This is a genomic window from Marinitoga hydrogenitolerans DSM 16785, assembly GCF_900129175.1.
In the GTDB taxonomy this organism is placed as follows: Bacteria; Thermotogota; Thermotogae; order Petrotogales; family Petrotogaceae; genus Marinitoga; species Marinitoga hydrogenitolerans.
Window position 1 is genome coordinate 16,630 of record NZ_FQUI01000018.1, and the last position, 21,671, is coordinate 38,300.

Here is a 21,671-nt window from a genome sequence, read left to right on the forward strand (position 1 = left end):
CAAAATGAGTGAATTTAATAATTTAGGTAAGTTATTCGAAAGTAAGATTAAAGATTTAAGAGAGGTGCCTGTAGACACCTTTGCATATATTGGAGATGCTGTAATTAATTTATATTTTATAAATTATATTATAGATACTGGTAGAAAAAAAGCAGGTAAGTTACATAATGAAAGTAAAAATTATGTTAGTGCAAAGGCACAAGCTAAAATAGTTGATAATATTTTAAATTCTTTCAATGAAGAAGAGAAAAATATATATAAAAGAGGACTTAATTCAAAAGGCGCTAAAAAGCGTGGAAATGATTTAGAATATAGAAAAGCAACTGCATTTGAAACTGTTATTGGATATCTATTTTTAAAAAAAGATTATTCAAGATTAAATGAAATTTTAGAAAGTTCTAAAAACGTATTAGGGGAGAGAAAATAATGTATGTATATGGCAGAAATGTATTAAAAGAAATTATAAATGCACATTATCCTGTAAAAAACATTTATTTTACCGATAGTAAAAAAACAGATAAAACATTTAAAGAATTAATTGAATTGACCAAAAAACATAAATATTCTTTCTCTTTTGCACCTGATAATGTTCTACAAAAAATGGTTAATGTTTCAAAACATCAAGGTGTTGTAATAGATATTGGAAAAGAATTTAAATATGTTGATGAAACTATTCTGAATAATTTAAGAGAAAACGCTACAATTGTAATCCTGGATCAAATTCAGGATCCTCATAATTTCGGAGCCATTATTAGATCTTCTCTCGCTGCTGATGCTAATTTAATAGTTATTCCTAAGGATAACTCCGTCGAAGTAACCTCAACTGTTATTAAAGTTTCAGTAGGGTTGGCTTTTAGAATTCCTATTTTAAAAGTAACTAATATTTCAAGATTTATTGAGACTATTAAAAAACACGGGTTTTGGGTATATGGTGCTGACATGAGTCATAATATATACTATGAAACAAATTTAACTGGAAACGTTGCTATTGTTATGGGAAATGAAGGAAGCGGTATTAGAGAAAAAGTTAAATCAAAATGTGATGCTTTAATTTCTATTCCAATGGCAAATAATGTCGAATCTTTAAATGTTGCCGTAAGTGCGGGAATATTATTATTTGAAATTTTCAAACAAAAAAGTGGTAGGTGATTTAATGGCTATTGTTAAATTACCCGAATCGGTAATAATGAAAATCGCCGCTGGTGAAGTAGTTACCGGAACTTTTGCTGTTGTAAAAGAACTATTTGAAAACGCCATTGATGCCCATGCTGACAAAATTACTGTTGAAATAAAAGATGGTGGAAAAACATATATTAGAATTACAGATAATGGTGTAGGAATGTCTGAAGAGGAAATATTACTGGCTGTTCAACCACATACCACAAGTAAAATAAAAGACGTTAATGATTTATACAATATTCATACATACGGATTTAGAGGCGAAGCTCTAGCAGCTATTTCAAGAGTTTCAAGAATGAAAATAACCTCTAAAAGAAAAGATGATGATGTTGCAACAAGCATCGAATTTGTTGGTTCTAAACCTATCAGCACAAAAAAAACAGCTGCACAAAATGGAACTACTATAGAAGTAAAAGATTTATTCTTTAACATTCCCGCAAGAAGAAAATTTTTAAAATCCGCAGCCATCGAAGGCCGCATGATAACTGAAATTATAGAAAAATTTATTTTAGCAACTAATGTTGGTATAGATTATATTAAAGATGGTAAACTTATATATTCCATCTCTAAAAATATACCTTTAATAGAAAAAATAAATACTATTTTTCCAGAAACAAAAAAAGATGATTTTTTTGAACTCAATATAGAAGAATCCTGGTTTAAAATAAAAGGCTTTATTTCTCACCCCAGAGTAACCAGAAACAACAGAACAGCTCAAATATTTTTTATAAATAACAGATATATCAGATCTGGTGATTTATTTGCAGTTTTTGAATCTGGTTATGGCGAAATGTTAGAATCAAGAAGGCATCCATATGGTATTGTTTTTTTTGAAATAGATCCAAAAGAAGTTGATATTAATGTCCATCCACAAAAATTAGAGGTAAAAATATCAGAATCGAGAATCATATATAATAAATTTAAAAGATTAATAAGGGAAACCCTTATTAACAAAACTACTTTCAGAATGTCTATTAATGTGGAAGATGCTAGTGATGACACTTATACTACTAAAAAAGTTATACAAAAAACTTATGAAAATAGCATTCCAACTGTCTCTGAACTTGAGGAAAAATATGAAACTTTTTTAATTAATAAAGAAAGAAAAAGTGAAAGAATAGAAAAAAAGCCTTTACCTATTATGCAAAAAAAACTTCATCAAAAACAGGAAGAAAAGAAAATCATACAAGATATAAACCAAAATATAAATTATTTAAAATCACAACATGTAAACCCTGAAAATACTATAGAAAAAAAATCTATTGATTTTAGCTATTATAAAATAGTTGGTTTAGTTGCTGATAGGTATATAATTCTTGAATTAAAAGACTCTATACATTTTATTGATTTTCATGCTGCTCATGAAAGAGTAATTTATGAAGATTTAAAGAAAATATTTTTTGAAAAAGGAAATATTACTACACAAATGATAATGTTACCTATAAAATTAAATCTAGACGAAACGAGAAAAGAAATACTAGAAAACAATATTGAAAAAATTAGAAAATTAGGTTTTGAAATTACGGAAGAAAATAATGAGTTTTACATTATAGGATTTCCATCTAATATAAAAATAAATGATCCACAAACCACCATTATTGAAATTTTGGATGAACTTAGGTTGGAAGGGATAGAATCGCCAGAAAAGATTTTTGATCATGCTATTGCAACTATGGCATGTAGAGCTGCTGTAAAAACTGGTGATGATCCTGTTGGATTAGATATATTAATTTCTAAAATTATTGAATATAATATTTTAACTTGCCCACATGGAAGACCTATTTCAATGGAATTACAGTTAAAAAAATTAGATGAGTTTTTTGAAAGAAGTTGAGTTTTTATTTTAAATACTTGACATTAAAATTTTTTTATAGTATAATAGAAAAAAATTCAACAGGTGGTGTTACTTATGATTATAACAATATCAATAAAATTAAATAATTTAAATAATAATAATATCAACCAGCGTTGGTGCAACGCGAGGTAACTCGTCGTTTATAATCCACCGGCGCTGGATGTTTTCATACCAGCGCCGGTTTTTTTATTAAAAAAATTTGGAGAGGGAGAGATTCTATATAATTTTATAAATTACATTTGAAGGGAGAGGGTATTATGACAAAAAAAAGTGTAGAAAGCATGGTAAGAAAGGTTGATACTGTGGAATTAGTTAAGGAATATTTAGAAAATCCTGTTTTTAAAGATGCAACTTTAGTACAGAGTGAAATTTTAAAAAGCATTAGACATGTCCTGGATGAAAAAGAGTTTGTGGAATTATTACCAGTTACAGTTTCTCCAATAACGGATCCATTAAACCATCCTCACTTTGAAGCAGAATTTGAATACTATGGTCAAAAATATTCAGTTACAAAATCTATGATACTACACAAACAGGTAGCAGTTTTAGTTCATAAGAAAATATATATTGTATCCCCAAATGTTCGTCTTGAAACAGAAGATAAAATGGACTCTGGAAGACATTTGTTTGACTTTGTTCAAATAGATATGGAAATGTTAGAAGCAAGCAGAGAAGATGTTTTTGACATAATGGAAGATGCTATTATACACACAATCAAAACTATAAAGAAAAAATATCCTGATATTATTAGAAAATATCATCCGTCATTAAAAACACCTTCCAAACCGTTTAAACGTTATACTGTTAAAGAATTAAAAGAGAAATATGGAGAAAGAGATTATGAAAAAATTGCTTCTTTAAATGCTGATGAACCGTTTTGGATGATTGATATTCCATTAATGGATAGAGAATTTTATGACAAACAAGATCCAAAAAGACCAGATGTTTTATTAGACTTTGATCTCATATACCCTGAAGGTTTTGAAGAAGCTATCTCCGGGGGAGAAAGAGAACATGAATATGAACAAATATTAAAAAGAATGAAATTGAAAAATACTCCACCCGAACAATTTGAAGATTATTTAGCTGTTGCTAAAGCCGGAATATTAAGGCATTCTGCCGGATGCGGTATAGGAATAGAAAGATTCACACGATGGGTTCTTGCATTAGATCATGTAGAAAAAACTCGTTTATTTGCTAAAACACCTGGAAAACACTCAATATAATAAAAGGGGCATTAGCCCCTTTTATTATATTGATATTATTATTTATTTTATGTCTTCGCAATTTTGCTTTTTATCTACTCACTATAATAAAAGTGCTTGTAAATGTACCTTTATTATATGTTATATCTTGAATTTTTTTATTAATTGCATTAATGATTGAGATAATTTATTCCCCTCTTCTGCTGAATTATTAACTTCCCGAGAACTCTGATTTTGCTGCTCTATAGCTCTTACCATATGTTTTACCTGATCAGATATTTCTTCTATAGTTTTTGAAATTCTATCCATTGCAGCGGCCATTTCTTCTGTAGATGCACTTTGTTCCTCTGCTGCCGAAGACAATTCATGTACTTTCATATTCATCTCTTCTACTTTCTCACGAATTAAATTAAATTGAGAAACTATATTGTCAGATTCATTATCTATATCTTTTATAATTTTAACTACTTTATTTGTAGCTTTATTTGCACTCAATGCCCCATCTTTTACGGAAATTAAGATTTTTGCTATCTCTTCAGTGGATGATTTGCTTTGCTCTGCAAGTTTTCTTATTTCATCTGCAACAACTGCAAATCCTTTCCCAGCTTCACCAGCCCTTGCTGCCTCGATTGCTGCATTTAACGCTAATAAATTTGTTTGCTCTGTAATTTTGTTTATAGTCTCTACAATATCACCAATATTTTGAACTTTTTCTGATAAATCATTAACTTTCTCTTGTGTATCTTTTGATTCTTCAACTGCTGTTTCAACTATTTCTGCTATTTTATTAACTGATTTTTCTCCCTTTAAAGCTGCTTCTGATGTTTCATTAGCTTTGTAAGATAATTCCTCCGCATTTGTCGAAATCAATTGTGCCGAACTCGCAATTTCTTCTACACCTGAAGAAACCTCTTCTACGGATGCTGACGCATCTTCAGTATTTGATTCTATAATTTTAGATTGGGATGTTAAATCTTCTGAAATTGCATTTTGTTCTTCTGAAATTGATGCAAGCGAATCCGAGGATAATGATAATTTATTTGATGCTTCATATATTGATTTCATCGAATCACGCAAATCTCTTGCCATTACATCTAATGTTTTAGCCATTTGAGCTATTTCATCTTTACCTTTAAGTTTAAAATCAATTGTTAAATCACCTTTACCAAATTTCTGAATTTTTCCTCTTAACAAATTAATTGATTTTATAATATTTTTTATAATAATATATGCAAAAATAATCGCTAAAATTACACCAATTATTATCGATGAAATAACTATAGTTATTGCCTTTTGTGCATTCGATGTTGTTTCTTCTGCTTTCTTTGCTGCTTGAATTTTATTATAATCAACTATTTTTTTCAATACTTCAGATGCACTTTCAAAAAGAGGTAAGTTAATATTTAAACTCTGGTCTGCCATTTGTTCTTTTAATTGCAAGGCTTCATCTGCTATTTGATTAATAGTTTCAAATGTGTCAAAAATATTTTCCAGATACGGTATAAGTGAATTATTATAAACCCTTTGCATTAACTCTATTTGCTTTTCATTCTTTTTCTTTATTACCGTATTTATTGTTTTAGCTGTTTTTAAAAATCCTTCGTTATATTTTTTCATTTCTTCAAACATATCAGCTAAATAGTCATTTTCTGTTTGATAACTATCTAACCATTTTCCAAAAGCACTTTTTCTTGGATTTAGTTCTTCATTAAATGGCTCTTTTTCTACTATTGCTTTTTCAATAATCCATGCCAATCTGTATAATTCACTTTCATAGGTTTTTACAGCAAGTTTTAATGATTTAGGATCAAGTATTTTTGTTTCATCCAATTTCTTTGATAGTTCTATAAAACTTTCATGAGCACTTTTCCATGCGTTTAATCTATTTTTATATTCTTTCCAATATTTCATCTCTTCCTCATTCAAATTAAATGTTTCATATTCTTTAATCAATTTATTAATTGAATCCCATGTTTCTTGCATACCCTGATATTCATTATCTCTAAGTTGTTGATCTGTTAAATCGAGTAATGCCATTTCAGTTTTTTCAATAAGCGTTTGTAATTGATGAATTGATAATATTTTTTGAACTTTTGGTAGGGTTTCATTTGCAATATTTGAAACACTATTTTTTAATTCATTTGTTGATAATAGCCCTAAAACTCCTATCATGACAGCTATCAACAATACTACAGAAAATCCTAATATGATTTTAGCTTTTAAACTCATTTTTTCACCTCCAGATACTATATTAATATTATACACTATAATAACTAATTTTTAAAGCCTCATTTTTTAATATTACTTAAACACAAATTTTGTTGATATTAATTATGACAATAATTCATATATTTTTTTAGGAAATTCTTTTTTTTCAAAGAATGATAAATTGAAAGATTATTCCATGGAGGGATATTATGAGAAAACTATATTATTTAATAACATTCATTTTGTTATTTATACTATCTTCTTGTTTAAAACCTGTTGAATCAAAATTTAAAATAAACGTTGAAATTTCATTTTCTTCGCAAACAAAAGCAATAATGAATAAAGATATTAACGAAGCAACTGGAGAAATTATTTTAAGACTTGATTCCCCTCTTGCTAATATTGGTCAAGCTTATTTAAATATAGTAAATACAAAAGATACTAAAGACATTAAAACTATTGATTTAACGTCTTTAAATGAAAATACATTTAAAGGTACTTTCGAATTAAAAGAATCTGGAAAATATGAGATAGTTGGAATTTTTTCCATTGGTGGTGAAGATTATATAAGCAAAAATAAATTATATATAAATGTTTATGATTATAAAAAGGAATTAGAACCTACTCTAAAATTCAAAAACACCAAAACAGGTAATGTTCTTGAAAATAATATTTATGAACCTTACAGAAATTATTCCATATTGGTTTCTATTGATTCTGAAATTGTGTATAATAGCGATTTTTCTTATAAAATTTTTTTTGATAACAAATTAATCGAAGAAGGCAACTTAAAAAATAAAACTTTCGAATCAACCCCTGTTTTTTTCCAAAAGAAAAATCATACCATTTCTGTTGAAGTATTAGATACTGCTAATAACGGTTTTGGTAGAACCACTGTAACCTTATCTCCTAAAGATATTGATACATCTTTTAATTTAAATGCAAAAATTTATAAAAACTCATATAATGGTATTATTTTAACAAACAACTCTACTTTAACAACTATAGATCCTATATATGTTGTAATGAATGTAAACGAAAACTATGATTTACCTGCTTCTTATCTATTCAACATCTCTGATGATAATGGAAATATTATTGAATCATCTCTTGAAAAAACAGAATTTAAATATGGACCTATGTATTTAAATAATGGAGATGTAACACTAAAATTATCTGTAAAAAATTTAATTACAAATGATTCAACTGAAAGTTATTTATTCTTAAATGTTGAGCAATTTGAAGAATTTACTGCCGATTTGAATATTTATAAAAAAGATTATTTAAATAATAATATAAAAATAGATGATTCTTCATTAATAACAAATAGGGATCCTATTTATTTTAAAATCCAGGTAAATAAAAAATATGATTTTTCCAATGATCTAAATTACAGTTTTATATTAAAAAAAGATGGTAATGATTATAAAAAATTAGATATAACTACAAATAGTACTGTTTTAGAAACAGAAAAAATGTACTTAGATGAAGGAAATTATGAATTGAATTTAACGATAACCAAAGAAGATACTAATTATGTAAAGAATTATTACAGAACATTTAAAGTTTCCAAGGTTGTTAATAATTTTAATTTAGATTTTTCATTAATACAAAAGAATTCTGATGAAAGTACAAATTTATATTATTTACCTGAAAAAGTTATCGTTGATCCAGAGTCCACTATGTTAAATGATTTTGATGTGAATTTTGATATAAAATCGGAATATTCATATCCTGCAACTTATGTATATTCTATTTATGTTAATAATAATGAATTGTTTAGATCAAATCCTGTTCAAACTAGAAATTTCAAATACACATCCTACAAATTTCCAGAAGGACATAATTATGTTAAAGTTTCTGCTAAAGATGTTGATAGTAATTACTTAGTTACAAAAAATTTTGAAGTGTTAGTTAAAGAAAATAATCCACCTGAATTATATAGGGTATCGATAGAAGGAACAGATGTATATTCAAAAGAAAATGCCTATGACTTTTACGATCTAGAAATTAGTAATCCTCTTAATAATCCGAGAATTATGATTGAATTCGATGATAAATCAGAAATAGTACAAAAGAATGATTTAAACATAAGTATAACTAATATAGAAAGCAATGTTACTAAAACCATTAATATACCTTTATCTGTAAATCAAAAAAGTAAATTTGTTAGATACTCCGGAATACTCGAAGGTATAACTTTGGATTCAACACAAACCTGGGAAATTAAAATAGACCCTTCACAAATAGTTGATGAATTTGGAAACACCTGGGCTGATGAATTTGAAACCATTTATTATACCATAAATTTCAAAACCAAATAACATAAACATGGAGGTGTGATTATGAGGATTTACCACAACATGGAAGCGTTAAATGCATGGAGAACGCTGTCTAATGTAAAAGGTAGTATGGGAAAAACCTTAGAAAAACTTTCTTCTGGTTTAAGAATTAACAGAGCTGCCGATGATGCTGCAGGATTGGCTATTTCAGAAAAAATGAGAAACCAGATAAAAGGTCTTGATAAAGCCATAAAAAACGCTCAGGACGCTGTATCAATGATTCAAACTGCAGAAGGTGCATTAGATGAAGTTCATTCTATTTTAAAACGTATGAGGGAACTTGCAGTTCAATCATCAACAGAAACCAATACAGATGCAGATAGAGATCAACTTCAAAATGAATTTCAAGAATTGCGCGATGAAATTAACAGAATTGCTAAAACCACTCAATTTAATACAAAAAATTTATTAGATGGCTCAATCAAAGGAACAAGAACTGCTGAAGCTAAAATTGTTGCTCCAGGTTCTGCGCACTTTGCAGTTGGATCATATTCGTCAAATATTACTGCAAGCGGTAATTTCATTATTGAAGTTGGACAATTCCAGGGCGGGGCTACTTCACAATTAGATGTTAAAATTTCAAGAATTGATTCAAATGGAGTTTCTCAAGTCACTATTACAAGCGTAACTCTATCTGGTTCTAGAGTTGCAGTGACTTTAAGCGGAGGAACAGGTACAGTAGCCATTACATGGGATTCTAATCAGATTGCAAGAATAAAAGATTATGGCGGAACTTTAGCCAGTGGTACAAAAATAGATGGAGGATCTGTAGCAGTTTACGGTATAGTAACGGGTGATGTTGATCCCATAAAATTTCACATTGGAGCTAATGAAGGTCAAGTAATCACATTAGGATTTGAAAGTATGAAAGCTGAAGATTTGGGAATTACTACAGGTGTTAAAATTAATTCTCAAAGTGATTCGGAATTTGCTATAAGCGCTTTGGATGCTGCTATATACAAAGTTTCAGCATTTAGGGCAAAACTTGGTGCTTCTCAAAATAGGTTAGAACATACAATTAAAAACTTAGGCGTTGCTCAAGAAAACTTAACTGCTGCTGAAAGCCGTATTAGAGATGCAGATATGGCAAAAGAAATGGCGGAATATACAAAACAACAAATTTTACTTCAAAGTGGTACTGCTATGTTATCTCAAGCGAATCAATTACCACAACAGGTTACACAACTTCTTAGATAAAAAACTCCGGCTTACACCGGAGTTTTATTTTTTAATATTTTTTCAATATTTATTATTAAAACTATTTCTCCATTAAAAGAAAAGATCTTATCAACAAAATAAAATTCCTGCATTTCTTCTCCAACATCTTTCAATATTCCTATATCAACTGGAATAATATCTACTATTTCTTTCGTAAAAAATCCATAATTTTTTTTATCAAAAATAAAATTTATCACATACATTTTTTCATTATACTCCTGAAATTCATCATTTACAAGCCTTTTTAAATCTATTAATGTTATAGGTTGATTATCTTTGTTTATCACTCCAACAATATATTCTGGAGTATTTGGTAATTCTTTTTTTTCTGAAGAACTCATAATCTCTTTTATAATATTTGTTTTTAAAGCATATAACAAATTTCCTATTTTGAAAATTGCATAATAATCTATTTTATCTTTAAGAATTAAAAGTTTTTTTAAATTTTCAAAGGGATTCTTCTGCATTAAAGTCACTTCCTGTTTCTTCTTTTTTTTCTATTTCTTCTAGTTTTCTAAATATTTCTTCAAGATTCTTTGGGGTTTTTTTAGAACTAAACATTTTTTTCAACTCTTCATAATTTTTCTCAATTTCTTTAAAACTTTCAACTATATTCTCCATAATATTTTTGTTCTTATTTATAATTAGCTTCAATAAATTAAGAGCATTTTTTACCTGAGCTGCTGATATTGAATATTCTTTAATAAAATTCTCAATGTCTGTATAATTAGTTGTTACTTTTCTTATTTCAGAAATGTTTGAATCTATATTTTTAAATAATTCATCTAAAACATTCTTATACTCATTTAAATTCTCAATTATATGAGATACATGCGAATATGTTTTTACATTATAATCTTTTAAAACATAAGACATATCCCTCATATCAGCCGCAATTACAGCAAATGATAAAGCACCTTTCTCTTTCGATGCTTCAAGTGCTGCATTTAAAGATAATATTTCTGCTCTAAATGACAAATCGCTTACTTTCTCTGAAATATCAGTTATTCTATTTATCAAATCATTAAACAAAGATATTTTAGACTTAGATTTCAGCAAATTATGGCGCAATTTTTCAAGTTCTTCATCATATAATGAAAGTTTATTCTTGAAATTTTCTGAAACATTTTGAGAATCATTTACCGCCTGAGAAATTGCTTCAAATGTTTTTGAAAGTTTTTCAACAGTTTCATTTTCCTCATTTATTCGAGATATTTCTTCTTTAATCAATTCACCAGTTTCATTAATATTATTTTCTAATTTATTTATTTTCCTGGAAAAGTTATTAAAATTTTCTTTTAAATTCACGGTAGTCAATTGTAAATTATCAGAAAAATCAACAAACATGGGTTCTTTCACATTTATTTCTATATTATCGAAATTCAATTCATTTACTTTTTTTAACTCCTTTTTTAAAACTTCTATAGAGTTATAAAATCTCTTTTTTAAAATAATATTATTAAAAAGCACTTCTAATAAAATCAAAACTATTAAAAACATTAATCCTATCAAATAATACTTATTAAAATCAGGAGAAATTAAGTTTTTTTCTATATAAAATCCTATTCTCCATCCTACAGAATTAATTGGACTAACAAATAATAAATAATCCTTTTTGTTTTTTTTAACTTCTAAAAAACCATGAGAATTTTTCAAATCTCTTATTATATTTTCTCTAAAATTTTTGGCAAATGTCCCAGAGTTTATACTACCATCATTATTTACACTAAAATAAGTTCCCAAATTATCTATAAAAAATAGTTCCCCTTGTTTTTTAAATTTAAATTTATTTGAATCTAAAAAAACATTTTTTAAATTCAAAGCCCCACCAAAAATATACTTTTTACCATTATCATAATGTTCTAATGCAATTATAATAGCAACATCTCCCGAAATTTTCGACGTAAATATATCGCTAATTGCCCATTGTTTGTTATTTGTAAATATCTCTTGAAAATATCTATATCTTGAAATATTAGTGAAAATATTAGAACTTGAAATACTTTCTCCATCAGAATTTGCTACAAAAAATTCTTCGAATTCAGGAAATTTTTTTAATTGATTTTTTAAATATTTCAAAACTTTTCCTGTTTCTGTTGAATCATACGAAAAATCTTTTGGCATTAATTTCAATTTTTCAATTTCACTTTTAAAATATAGTGAAATATAATTACCTCTTTCATTTAAGTTATCCATTATACTTTCTGAAACAGGATCAGAAATATTTTTGATTAAATCAAATTTGAAAAAATAAATTATAGAAAATACCGATATAATCAAAAGTATAATCGTTACTAAATTCAAAAGCCCTTTCATAGATATCTTAGACATTTTTATCTCCCCTATCCTAAAATAATATTATCAATTAATCTTGCTTTACCCACAAAAGCAGCTACTGCAACAAGAACTTTCCCTTCTATTTTTTCAACATTTTCCAAACTATATTCATCAACTATTTCTATATAATCTATTTTCACTAATGGATTCTCATCAAATATTTTCTTCATTTCATTTTTTATTTTATTCACATCTCTTTCACCATTTTCAAACAATTCTTTAGCCCTTTTTAGCGATTTATTTAAAGCCAATGCTTGTAATCTTTCTTCATTATTCAAATAAATATTTCTTGAACTCATAGCTAGTCCATCTTTTTCCCTAATTATTGGCATTTCTACCATTTCAACATCCATATTTAAATCATCAACCATTTTTCTTAATACCCTAAATTGCTGCGCATCTTTTTGACCAAAATAAGCTCTAGTGGGCCTTACTATATTAAATAATTTTGAAACTATAGTTGTAACCCCTTTAAAATGTCCTGGCCTAGATTTGCCACAAAGTACCTTTGTTAATTTGACTTCCTCTACATAAGTAGAATAATCCCTTGCATACATTTCCTCAACTAACGGATGAAAAATATAATCAACATTAAATGGTTTTAACAAATCCATATCTCTATTTAAATCTCTTGGATATCTATCAAAATCTTCATTAGGACCAAACTGTGTAGGATTTACAAATATACTTACAACAACTATATCATTATCTTTTCTTGCTTGTTCAACCAATGACAAATGCCCCTTATGTAAATATCCCATAGTGGGAACAAATCCTATACTTTTCCCTTCTTTTATTAATTTATTTCTAATTTCTTTCATTTTATTAATATTCTCAATCAGTTCCATTTTCATCCCTCCATTTTACTAATACAATTTCTAAAAGAATTTTACCACATTAAATCTCTTTTTCAAAAAAAAATTTTTTACACTAATAGCATCTAAAAATAGTTTAAAACTTGAAATTTAATATCATATTGTTGTATAATCTTAAATGACTGTCTTTATATAATCACTAACACAAAAAATACATTCTTTTAAAAGGGGGTTACAAAAAGTATGAAGATTTCAAAGTATTTTCTCGTAGTTATACTTACGGTATTGTCTCTTTTTCTAATTAGTTGTGGGGCTCAACAACAAACAGCCGCAAACGAAGTTCCAGCAGTGGAAAAATTTGTTTCTGAAAATGAATCACCTGAAGCTACAGAATTGACCACAAAAGATGATTTCATAGAGTTAACATTCAAAGTCTCTTTACCAGAAAATACACCTCAAAACGAAAATATATATATCGTTGGTTCTTTTAATGATTGGAACCCTGGTGATGAGAATTATCTTTTAAAAAGAAATGGAAATATTGGAACAGTTGTTTTAAATGTTGAAAAGGATACAGAAATTGAATATAAATATACACGGGGCAATTGGGGTACAGTTGAAAAAGACGAAAACGACGAAGAAATCGAAAATAGAAAAGTTTTAGCGGATGAAAATAAAATTATTGAAGATGTTGTTGCAAGTTGGGCAGATATACCTGCTGAAATTAAAACAAAAGCGCAACCTGGTGAAAAAGCTGTTGTCACATTTGAAGTTACACTTCCTTCGAACACCCCTAAATCAGATCCAATATATATTGTAGGTAATTTCAACAATTGGGATCCAGGGCAGCTTGAAATGGATAGAAATGAAAATAAAGCAACATATCACTTAGAAACAGAAGTGGGAAAGAGATTGGAATACAAATATACAAGAGGAAATTGGGATACTGTTGAAAAAGACGAAAATGGCGAAGAAATTTCAAATAGAGTATTAATAGTAACAGATACAGAACAATTGCAAACAGATAAGGTTGCTTCATGGAGAGATATTCCACCACAAGAAACTTCAAATTCATCAGAAACACCTGAAGTAAAAAACATTTCTGATGAAGCAATTGAAAACTTTTTATCTTCAATTCCAAAAGGTGATGAGAATAAAGAACCATTAAAAGTTGCTATTGTATGGCATCATCATCAACCTTCATATAAAATTCCAGGAAATTTAAATGCCGAAATGCCATGGGTTAGAGCTCATGCTATAAATGATTATCCATATATGGCAGATTTGGTTGACAAATACTTAACTTCAGGAAGTGTTACATTTAATATTACACCAGTATTATTAATGCAATTAATGGATTACGTCAATAATGGAGCTAAAGATAAATATTTGGAACTTTCTTTAAAAGATAATTTAACAGATAAAGAAAAAGAATTTGTAAAGTGGCATTTTTTTGATATAAATCCACAATTTATTGATTCTCACCCAAGATATTCAGAATTAAGAGAAAAAAGAGATAAAAATGAAGAATTTACTTCCCAAGATTGGTTAGATTTAAAAGTAGCATGGAATCTTTATTGGATAAACATTGAATATATAAATAGGGATGCTAAGTTAAGAGAGTTAGCTGAAAAAGATAAAAATTATACAAAAGAAGATTTAGATTATGTAATTTCAAAACATTATGAATTAATGTCTCAAATTGTAGAAAAATATAAAAAATTATGGGATGAAGGAAAAATCGAATTAACAACAACACCTTATTATCATCCAATTTTACCGTTATTAGTAGATATGGGATGGCCTGAAGACGCTAAAGCCCAAATATCAAGGGGATTGGAATATTTCTCGAAAATCTTTGGAAGAAAACCTGTAGGAATGTGGCCTTCAGAACAAGCTGTTAGCTCACCTCTTGTTCCTATGTTTGCTGATAATAATGTAAAATGGATAATTACAGATAAACAGATTTTACAAAAAGCCGGAATCAACACTGGTGATCCACGTCAATTATATAAGCCATATAAAGTAACAGTGGATGGAAAAAGTGTCATTGTATTTTTTAGAGATACCGACTTATCTGATAGAATAGGTTTCAAATATTCAAACATGTCAAAAGAAAATGCTGTAAAAGACTTTCTTAGCACGTTACACGATATACAAAAAATGAACGATAATGGTGATATGATTGTTACAGTAGCTCTTGACGGTGAAAATGCTTGGGAACATTACCCAAATAATGGTAATGATTTTAGAAAATTATTTTATCAAGCTTTATCAAATGACCCTTACATTGAATTAGTTACACCTAATGAATACATAGAAAGTTATAATATAGAAGGTGAATTAAAACAATTACCAAAAGGTTCATGGGTTGGCGGAAGTCTGGATACATGGTATGGGGAAAAAGAAGAAAATGAAGGTTGGGAAAGATTATCTGAAGCAAGAAAGGTCTTAATGAATAATAAAGATAAATTATCTGATGCTGAGTTCAAAAAAGCATTAGATATTTTATATGCAGCAGAAGGTAGTGATTGGTTCTGGTGGTATGGTGCAGACCAAGATGCTGGAAATAATGAAGTTTTATTTGACATGCACTTTAAAAAATTATTAATTCAATTATATAGAATATCTAAAGTTCCTGAAGATAAAATTCCAGGATATTTATTTATAGCAAATAAAAAACCTTCTTCTGCTACACAGGGCAACATTGGAAAAGTAGAGATAACATTAGATGGAGAAATTGACAACAATGAAATTACAAAAAGCGGATATTTCGCAGATGATGATTCTGGTGTAATGCACAGAGAAGGAGATTTAATCTCAGGTTTTTATGTTGGAAGAGATAATTCAAATATATATGTTGCCATTGAATTAAAAAAATCTCTTGATGAGTTAGCTGGAAAACCTTATAAATTAGAAATTTATACCGATGCTCCAAATGCAAAAAAATTAAATACTAAAACAGCTTATTCAAAAACAGGTGAAGATATAACTGATTTAGGATTTGCTTTGGCTAAAAGATTCAGTTTTAATTTGCAAAAATATCCAAAATCTCACGATTTATATTATTATAATGCAAGCGGAACAGAAAGATGGATGATATCCGGTAAGTCTTCTAAATATATCGCAGCAAAAAACAACATTGTAGAATTTAAAATACCTTTTGACTTATTAGGAATAAAAAGCGGCGATGAACTCAACTTAGCCGTAGTTATGGCTTTTACTGAAAAAAATAATTCTGGCGATGTTGATTTCGCTCCAAATTCAGGACCTGTTCACATAATGATACCAAAAGAAATTGGCGGAAAACTTATAAAAACCTTTGAAGATCCTATTGGAGACGAAGATGGACCTGGTGGTTATACCTATCCAAAAGACGGCGCATTTGAACCTTATAAAGGTTTATGGGATATTGAATGGGTTAAAGTATTCGATAACGACGATTCAATTGTGTTCAAATTCAAATTTGGCGAAATGACAAATCCATGGGGAGCACCTAAAGGATTTTCTCATCAATTAATAAATATATATCTTGATACAAAAAATGGCGGAGTAACAAAAACATACAAAGATGGTGCAAGGGTAAGCTTTGATAAAAATCATCCATGGGACTATTTTATAAAAATTGCAGGATGGCCAAGTTATGGTCAATTACTAGCTACATCTGATGGTCAAGAACTTCCTGAAGGAGTTCAAGTAGAAGCTGATCCTGGAGAAAAAATAATTACTGTAATTGTAATGAAAAAATTCATTGAATTAGAAAATAACAAAATATATGCTTATTTCATGGTAGGTTCTCAAGATGGTTACGGTGCAGATCATTATAGAGCTGTTACTCCAAAAGAAACACAATGGACACTTGGTGGATATCCATCAGATGCTGGTGATTTCGGACCTTATGTTCTTGACATTATAGTTCCAGAAGGATATGATCAATATTCTATATTATCTGGATACGATGCCTCAAAAGAAAAATATGCTACGTTGATCCCTGTTGAAATTGACTTTTAAAAACATCCCGGTTAAAAACCGGGATGTTTTTTTATAGAATCTAAATTTTACTTTTATCAATTATTAGTAACAAGTGCTATAAAAAATAGTAAATAATATATTTATTTACGTACTAATAGCTTGTTTATTTAATATATAAAATTTTTGTAATACTTTCGAACAATTTGAACTTAGCAAAAAAATTTACGTCAAAAATATCGGAAGTTGAAAAAAAGAAATTTATAAAAAGGAGGGGATATCATGAGCGAAATCAAAAGATATGAAAAAGGAAATTTCTTCGAACCATTTGAAACATTAAGAAGAGAAATTGAAAGATTATTTGATGATTTTGGAACTCTTGGTATCTTCGAAAATTCAAAAACTTTTACAATGCCAAATTTAGATATTTACGAAACTGAAAAAGATATTGTAATTGAAGCAGATGTTCCAGGATATGACAAAAAAGATATAAATATCCGCTTAGATGATGATATTTTAACAATTTCTGCAGAAAAGAAAAATGATAAAGAAGAAAAAGGAAGAAATTATATCAAACGCGAAAGATTCTTTGGGAAATTTGAAAGATCTATTAGATTACCTGATTACATTGATTTTGAAAAAATTAAAGCTAAATTCAAAGATGGTGTTCTAAAAATCGAAATTCCAAAATCATTAGAAAAAGCTAAAAAATTTAAGAAAATTAATATCGAATAAAAAAACTCAAAAAAGCCTTTCACAACTTTACGTTGTGAAAGGCTTTTTTATATTGACATCAATTCTTTACATTTAAACTTGACAAAAACTATCTAATTTGATAGAATATATATGACAATTTTTGTTCGATTTTGTTGTGCATTTTTTAACAAGGAGGGTTTCTATGAATAAAAAAAATTTGTATGACAATGTCTTAGAGATAGTTGGAAATACACCTGCTCTGCGATTAAAAAAAGTAGAATCCTATTTTAACTTAGATAATGAAGTATATGCAAAAATAGAATATATGAATCCTGGTGGAAGCATAAAAGATAGGATGGGTATTTATTTATTGAAAATGGCCGAAAAAAATCAACTTATAAATAAAGATACAATAATTGTAGAACCAACTTCTGGTAACACAGGTGTGGGGCTTGCTTTGTATAGCACAATAAACGGAAACAAATTAATATTCACTATGCCATCTAAAATAAGCAAAGAAAAAGAATTACTTTTAAAGGCTTATGGTGCTTTTGTTGTAAGAACTCCCACTAATGTAAAACCAGATGCTCCAAATTCATACTATAGTGTTTCAAAAATAATTGCAAAATTAATATGGAAAAAGAATAAAAAACTAACTATTACCGAAATCGAGGAAATTGTAATATATGTTCAAAATCTAGTTGACACAAATAACTTAGAAAAATTAAACAATATTTTAAAAGAAGATATAAAAGAGAATTTACTTGCGTATATACCTAATCAATATTTTAACAAATATAACCCTGAATCTCATTATAGATTAACTGCTCAGGAAATTTGGTCTCAATTTGATGGCAATTTAGATTATATTTTTGCAGGTATTGGAACTGGAGGAACTATTACAGGAATTTCAAAATTTTTCAAAGAAAGAAAAGAGATTAAAGTAATTGGAGTAGATCCAATAGGTTCTATATATTATTTAATAAAAAATGGAATGAAACTAGAAAAAGCTATTGAAAAAGCTCATACTTATAAAGTCGAAGGAATAGGAGAAGACATATTGCCTGAAACAATTAATTTGAATTTAATCGATGACATTTCTGTGGTAAATGACCAAGAATCTTTCTCAATGACGCGATTTTTAGCTAAAAAAGAGGGGATTTTGGTCGGCGGATCTTCTGGAGCTGCTTTAATAGGAGCCATTAAATATATCAAAAAAAATAATATAAAAAGAAAGAAGATTTTAGTAATATTTCCAGATAGTGGTAGAGGATATTTAAATAAAATCTTTAATAATCAATGGCTTATTGAAAATAATTTTGAAGTTGATGACGAAAAAATTTTGGAGGTGTTAAAATGAAATTTGCAACAAAATCAATACATATCGGAGAAGTTCCGTTTGAAAATCAACATGGTGATGCTATTTATCCTATACATCTATCTACAACTTTTGCCAAAACAAATTTAGATGATGTGGAAAAAGGCTATGTATATTCAAGAAGCGGAAATCCAACAAGAGACAGCTTAGAAAATAAATTAGCCTCTTTAGAAAATGCAAAATATGGCTTAGCTTTTTCTTCCGGACTTGCTGCAGAAACAACAATAATATTGTCATTATTAAATAAAGGAGATCATATTCTTGCATTTGATGATTTATACGGAGGCACAAAAAGGTTATTTACTAATGTTTTAAAACGTTTTGGCATTGAAGTGAGTTATGTCGATTTCAGAAATATTGAACTGATAGAAAGATCAATTAAAAAAAATACTAAGATTATATGGATAGAAACACCAACAAATCCTCTTTTAAAAATTGCTGATATAAAAAAAATTGCTGATATATCTAAAACTAACAATATTATTTCTGTTGTAGATAATACTTTTGCCAGCCCTTACTTTCAAAATCCATTAGATCTCGGAGCTAATATTGTTGTTCACAGCATTACCAAATACATAAATGGACACTCTGATGTAATTGGTGGTGCTTTAATGTTAAATGATGATAATTTATATGATAAATTAAAATATCATCAAAATTCTGTAGGTTCAATTTTATCACCCTTTAATTCATGGTTAGTAATGAGAGGAATTAAAACACTTGCCTTAAGAATGGAAAGGCATGAAAAAAACGCATTTACTATTTCAAAATATTTAGAAACTCATCCATCAGTTTTAAAAGTTTATTATCCTGGACTCAAATCTCACCCTCAACACGAATTAGCTGCAAAACAAATGCGCGGATTTGGCGGAATGTTATCTTTTGAAATAAAAGGTGGTTTAGATGAAGCAAGAAAATTTGTTGAAAATTTAAGTTTATTTTCTTTAGCAGAAAGTTTAGGTGGTGTTGAATCTTTAATAGAAATACCTGCATTAATGACACATTCATCTATTCCAAAAGAAGAAAGAATCAAAACTGGGATTACTGATTCATTAATCCGAGTTTCTATCGGAATAGAGGATGTTGAGGATTTAATAACCGATTTAGAAAAAGGTTTTAAGGCGGTGATATGATGGATATATCAGATGCAAAAAAAATATTAAAAAAAATGGGTTATTCAAATTCTGAGATAATTAAATTCTCAGAACAAATTGAACATTTTGAAATGGAAGCACCTGATAGAGATAACATTGTAAAATCTTACTTAAATGACAAATGTGTTAATTTAATAGTTGAAGAAATATTAAACGAGATAGATGATGAAGTTATGTTATTAGATGTTGCTGCTGGTTCAGGTTTTTTTACCGAAAAAATTATCAAAAAACAAAAAAAGATAAAACCATATGCTATTGATATAACTCCCAGCATGTTAGATATTTTAAAAAATAAAAATATAAACTCTATTTGGGGAATTGCTGAAAGAATTTCAGATTCCATAACCTTTTTTAATGAATACTATAATCTTAATTATCCTATTAAATATGATTTTATTATGTCGACTCTTGCTTTTCATCATTTCACAGATCCCAGAAAAGTTCTTAAAAGCATGAATGATGTAAAGAAAAAAAACGGAAAAATTGTCATTATTGATATTTTAAAACATGAATATAATGATATTTTGGATGATATGAAAGACACTCACTCCGGATTTTCAATTGATGAATTAAAAGAATTAAGTAAAGATATTTTTGATACAATTAACATTACACCATTAAATGCATATTGCGTAGTTGAAGATAAAAAAATATACTTATACAAAGCTATTTTCAAATAAAAATATAATAATTTACAAAACAATTATACGAGAGGTGAAAAAATGAATTTAGTAGAAACCGGGAGAAAAAAGATAGAATGGGTAAAGGAACATATGAAAGTATTAAACACATTAAAAGAAATGTATATGGAAGAACAACCATTTAAAGATATAAATATATCAATGAGTATACATTTAGAAGCAAAAACAGCATATACTGCGGTAGTTTTACACGAATTAGGAGCAAAAGTAGCAATAACAAGCAGCAACCCGTTATCAACACAAGATGATGTAGCTGAGGCGCTAAAAACATATGGCGTTAATGTTTATGCTAAGCGCTCTATTGATGAAGAACTATATTGGAAAAACATAGATGAAGTACTTTCTATTGAACCCAATATTGTTATCGATGATGGTGCAGATTTAGGGGTTAGGATTGTAGAAAAATATCCAGAATTATTAAAAAACATATGGGGAATAAACGAAGAGACGACAACAGGTATAAAAAGATATAAAGCATTATTAAAAGATGGAAAATTAAAAGTACCAGTAATAGATGTAAATGATTCATATATGAAATATTTATTTGACAACAGATACGGCACAGGGCAATCAACATGGGATGGAATAATTAGATCAACAAATCTAACAGTAGC

At 28.2% G+C, this 21,671-nt stretch carries 16 protein-coding genes; 12 read left to right on the forward strand and 4 right to left on the reverse strand.

Annotation, left to right across the window (positions count from 1 at the left end):
- Positions 1-4: 4 nt before the first annotated feature.
- The 4 genes from BUA62_RS06280 (at position 5) to BUA62_RS06295 (ending at position 4,260) form a co-directional block, all read left to right on the forward strand.
- Positions 5-427: a Mini-ribonuclease 3 gene (locus BUA62_RS06280; protein WP_072864619.1), complete on the forward strand. Its 423-nt coding sequence runs from the start codon at positions 5-7 to the stop codon at positions 425-427.
- Positions 427-1,149, forward strand: coding sequence for a 23S rRNA (guanosine(2251)-2'-O)-methyltransferase RlmB (gene rlmB, locus BUA62_RS06285; protein ID WP_072864622.1), 723 nt, complete (start codon positions 427-429; stop codon positions 1,147-1,149). The genes BUA62_RS06280 and rlmB overlap by 1 nt, the downstream gene beginning before the upstream one ends.
- A 4-nt stretch (positions 1,150-1,153) precedes the next feature.
- Positions 1,154-3,013, forward strand: a complete 1,860-nt coding sequence (mutL, locus tag BUA62_RS06290; protein ID WP_072864647.1) for a DNA mismatch repair endonuclease MutL — start codon at positions 1,154-1,156, stop codon at positions 3,011-3,013.
- A gap of 278 nt (positions 3,014-3,291) precedes the next feature.
- Positions 3,292-4,260: an asparagine synthetase A gene (locus tag BUA62_RS06295; RefSeq protein WP_084670730.1), complete on the forward strand. Its 969-nt coding sequence runs from the start codon at positions 3,292-3,294 to the stop codon at positions 4,258-4,260.
- Between the two features lie 120 nt (positions 4,261-4,380).
- On the opposite strand, the gene BUA62_RS06300 is transcribed toward BUA62_RS06295, so the two are convergent.
- The gene (locus tag BUA62_RS06300; RefSeq protein ID WP_072864624.1) at positions 4,381-6,468 is read right to left on the reverse strand and encodes a methyl-accepting chemotaxis protein; all 2,088 of its coding nucleotides are present in this window, start codon (positions 6,466-6,468) and stop codon (positions 4,381-4,383) included.
- Between the two features lie 188 nt (positions 6,469-6,656).
- Between BUA62_RS06300 and BUA62_RS06305 the strand changes: the two genes are divergently transcribed.
- Both BUA62_RS06305 and BUA62_RS06310 read left to right on the forward strand, forming a co-directional pair.
- The gene (locus BUA62_RS06305; RefSeq protein ID WP_072864626.1) at positions 6,657-8,771 is read left to right on the forward strand and encodes a hypothetical protein; all 2,115 of its coding nucleotides are present in this window, start codon (positions 6,657-6,659) and stop codon (positions 8,769-8,771) included.
- 21 nt (positions 8,772-8,792) lie between these two features.
- Positions 8,793-9,986 carry a flagellin N-terminal helical domain-containing protein gene (locus BUA62_RS06310; protein ID WP_072864629.1) on the forward strand — a complete coding sequence of 398 codons (1,194 nt, stop codon included), beginning with the start codon at positions 8,793-8,795 and terminating at the stop codon, positions 9,984-9,986.
- An 11-nt stretch (positions 9,987-9,997) separates the two neighbouring features.
- On the opposite strand, the gene BUA62_RS06315 is transcribed toward BUA62_RS06310, so the two are convergent.
- From BUA62_RS06315 to panC, 3 genes are read right to left on the reverse strand one after another with little or no spacing between them, the layout of a single operon-like run.
- Positions 9,998-10,474: a chemotaxis protein CheW gene (locus tag BUA62_RS06315; protein ID WP_072864631.1), complete on the reverse strand. Its 477-nt coding sequence runs from the start codon at positions 10,472-10,474 to the stop codon at positions 9,998-10,000.
- On the reverse strand, positions 10,455-12,338 hold the full coding sequence (locus BUA62_RS06320; protein WP_072864633.1) for a cache domain-containing protein: 1,884 nt from the start codon (positions 12,336-12,338) through the stop codon (positions 10,455-10,457). The genes BUA62_RS06315 and BUA62_RS06320 overlap by 20 nt, the downstream gene beginning before the upstream one ends.
- Before the next feature lie 11 nt (positions 12,339-12,349).
- Positions 12,350-13,192 carry a pantoate--beta-alanine ligase gene (gene panC, locus BUA62_RS06325; protein ID WP_072864635.1) on the reverse strand — a complete coding sequence of 281 codons (843 nt, stop codon included), beginning with the start codon at positions 13,190-13,192 and terminating at the stop codon, positions 12,350-12,352.
- A gap of 210 nt (positions 13,193-13,402) precedes the next feature.
- Between panC and BUA62_RS06330 the strand changes: the two genes are divergently transcribed.
- The 6 genes from BUA62_RS06330 to BUA62_RS06355 form a co-directional block, all read left to right on the forward strand.
- Positions 13,403-17,170, forward strand: coding sequence for a glucodextranase DOMON-like domain-containing protein (locus BUA62_RS06330; protein ID WP_084670731.1), 3,768 nt, complete (start codon positions 13,403-13,405; stop codon positions 17,168-17,170).
- Positions 17,171-17,410: 240 nt separating this feature from the next.
- A complete protein-coding gene (locus BUA62_RS06335) occupies positions 17,411-17,863 on the forward strand; it encodes an Hsp20/alpha crystallin family protein (protein ID WP_072864637.1) in 453 nt (150 codons plus the stop codon).
- Positions 17,864-18,026: 163 nt separating this feature from the next.
- The gene (locus tag BUA62_RS06340; RefSeq protein ID WP_072864639.1) at positions 18,027-19,184 is read left to right on the forward strand and encodes a PLP-dependent cysteine synthase family protein; all 1,158 of its coding nucleotides are present in this window, start codon (positions 18,027-18,029) and stop codon (positions 19,182-19,184) included.
- Complete coding sequence (locus BUA62_RS06345) at positions 19,181-20,335, forward strand: trans-sulfuration enzyme family protein (protein WP_072864641.1); 1,155 nt, start codon at positions 19,181-19,183, stop codon at positions 20,333-20,335. Before BUA62_RS06340 ends, BUA62_RS06345 begins: the two co-directional genes overlap by 4 nt.
- Entirely contained in the window at positions 20,335-21,036 is a 702-nt protein-coding gene (locus BUA62_RS06350) for a class I SAM-dependent methyltransferase (protein WP_159429504.1), read from the forward strand. Before BUA62_RS06345 ends, BUA62_RS06350 begins: the two co-directional genes overlap by 1 nt.
- 42 nt (positions 21,037-21,078) lie before the next feature.
- On the forward strand, positions 21,079-21,671 hold a 593-nt coding region (locus BUA62_RS06355), incomplete at its 3' end, for an adenosylhomocysteinase (RefSeq protein WP_072864645.1).

Coding starts and splice junctions, on each gene's coding strand:
- BUA62_RS06280 (WP_072864619.1), top strand. CDS start 5: ATGAGTGAATTTAATAATTTAGGTAAGTTATTCGAAAGTAAGATTAAA.
- rlmB (WP_072864622.1), top strand. CDS start 427: ATGTATGTATATGGCAGAAATGTATTAAAAGAAATTATAAATGCACAT.
- mutL (WP_072864647.1), top strand. CDS start 1,154: ATGGCTATTGTTAAATTACCCGAATCGGTAATAATGAAAATCGCCGCT.
- BUA62_RS06295 (WP_084670730.1), top strand. CDS start 3,292: ATGACAAAAAAAAGTGTAGAAAGCATGGTAAGAAAGGTTGATACTGTG.
- BUA62_RS06300 (WP_072864624.1), bottom strand. CDS start 6,468: ATGAGTTTAAAAGCTAAAATCATATTAGGATTTTCTGTAGTATTGTTG.
- BUA62_RS06305 (WP_072864626.1), top strand. CDS start 6,657: ATGAGAAAACTATATTATTTAATAACATTCATTTTGTTATTTATACTA.
- BUA62_RS06310 (WP_072864629.1), top strand. CDS start 8,793: ATGAGGATTTACCACAACATGGAAGCGTTAAATGCATGGAGAACGCTG.
- BUA62_RS06315 (WP_072864631.1), bottom strand. CDS start 10,474: ATGCAGAAGAATCCCTTTGAAAATTTAAAAAAACTTTTAATTCTTAAA.
- BUA62_RS06320 (WP_072864633.1), bottom strand. CDS start 12,338: ATGTCTAAGATATCTATGAAAGGGCTTTTGAATTTAGTAACGATTATA.
- panC (WP_072864635.1), bottom strand. CDS start 13,192: ATGGAACTGATTGAGAATATTAATAAAATGAAAGAAATTAGAAATAAA.
- BUA62_RS06330 (WP_084670731.1), top strand. CDS start 13,403: ATGAAGATTTCAAAGTATTTTCTCGTAGTTATACTTACGGTATTGTCT.
- BUA62_RS06335 (WP_072864637.1), top strand. CDS start 17,411: ATGAGCGAAATCAAAAGATATGAAAAAGGAAATTTCTTCGAACCATTT.
- BUA62_RS06340 (WP_072864639.1), top strand. CDS start 18,027: ATGAATAAAAAAAATTTGTATGACAATGTCTTAGAGATAGTTGGAAAT.
- BUA62_RS06345 (WP_072864641.1), top strand. CDS start 19,181: ATGAAATTTGCAACAAAATCAATACATATCGGAGAAGTTCCGTTTGAA.
- BUA62_RS06350 (WP_159429504.1), top strand. CDS start 20,335: ATGGATATATCAGATGCAAAAAAAATATTAAAAAAAATGGGTTATTCA.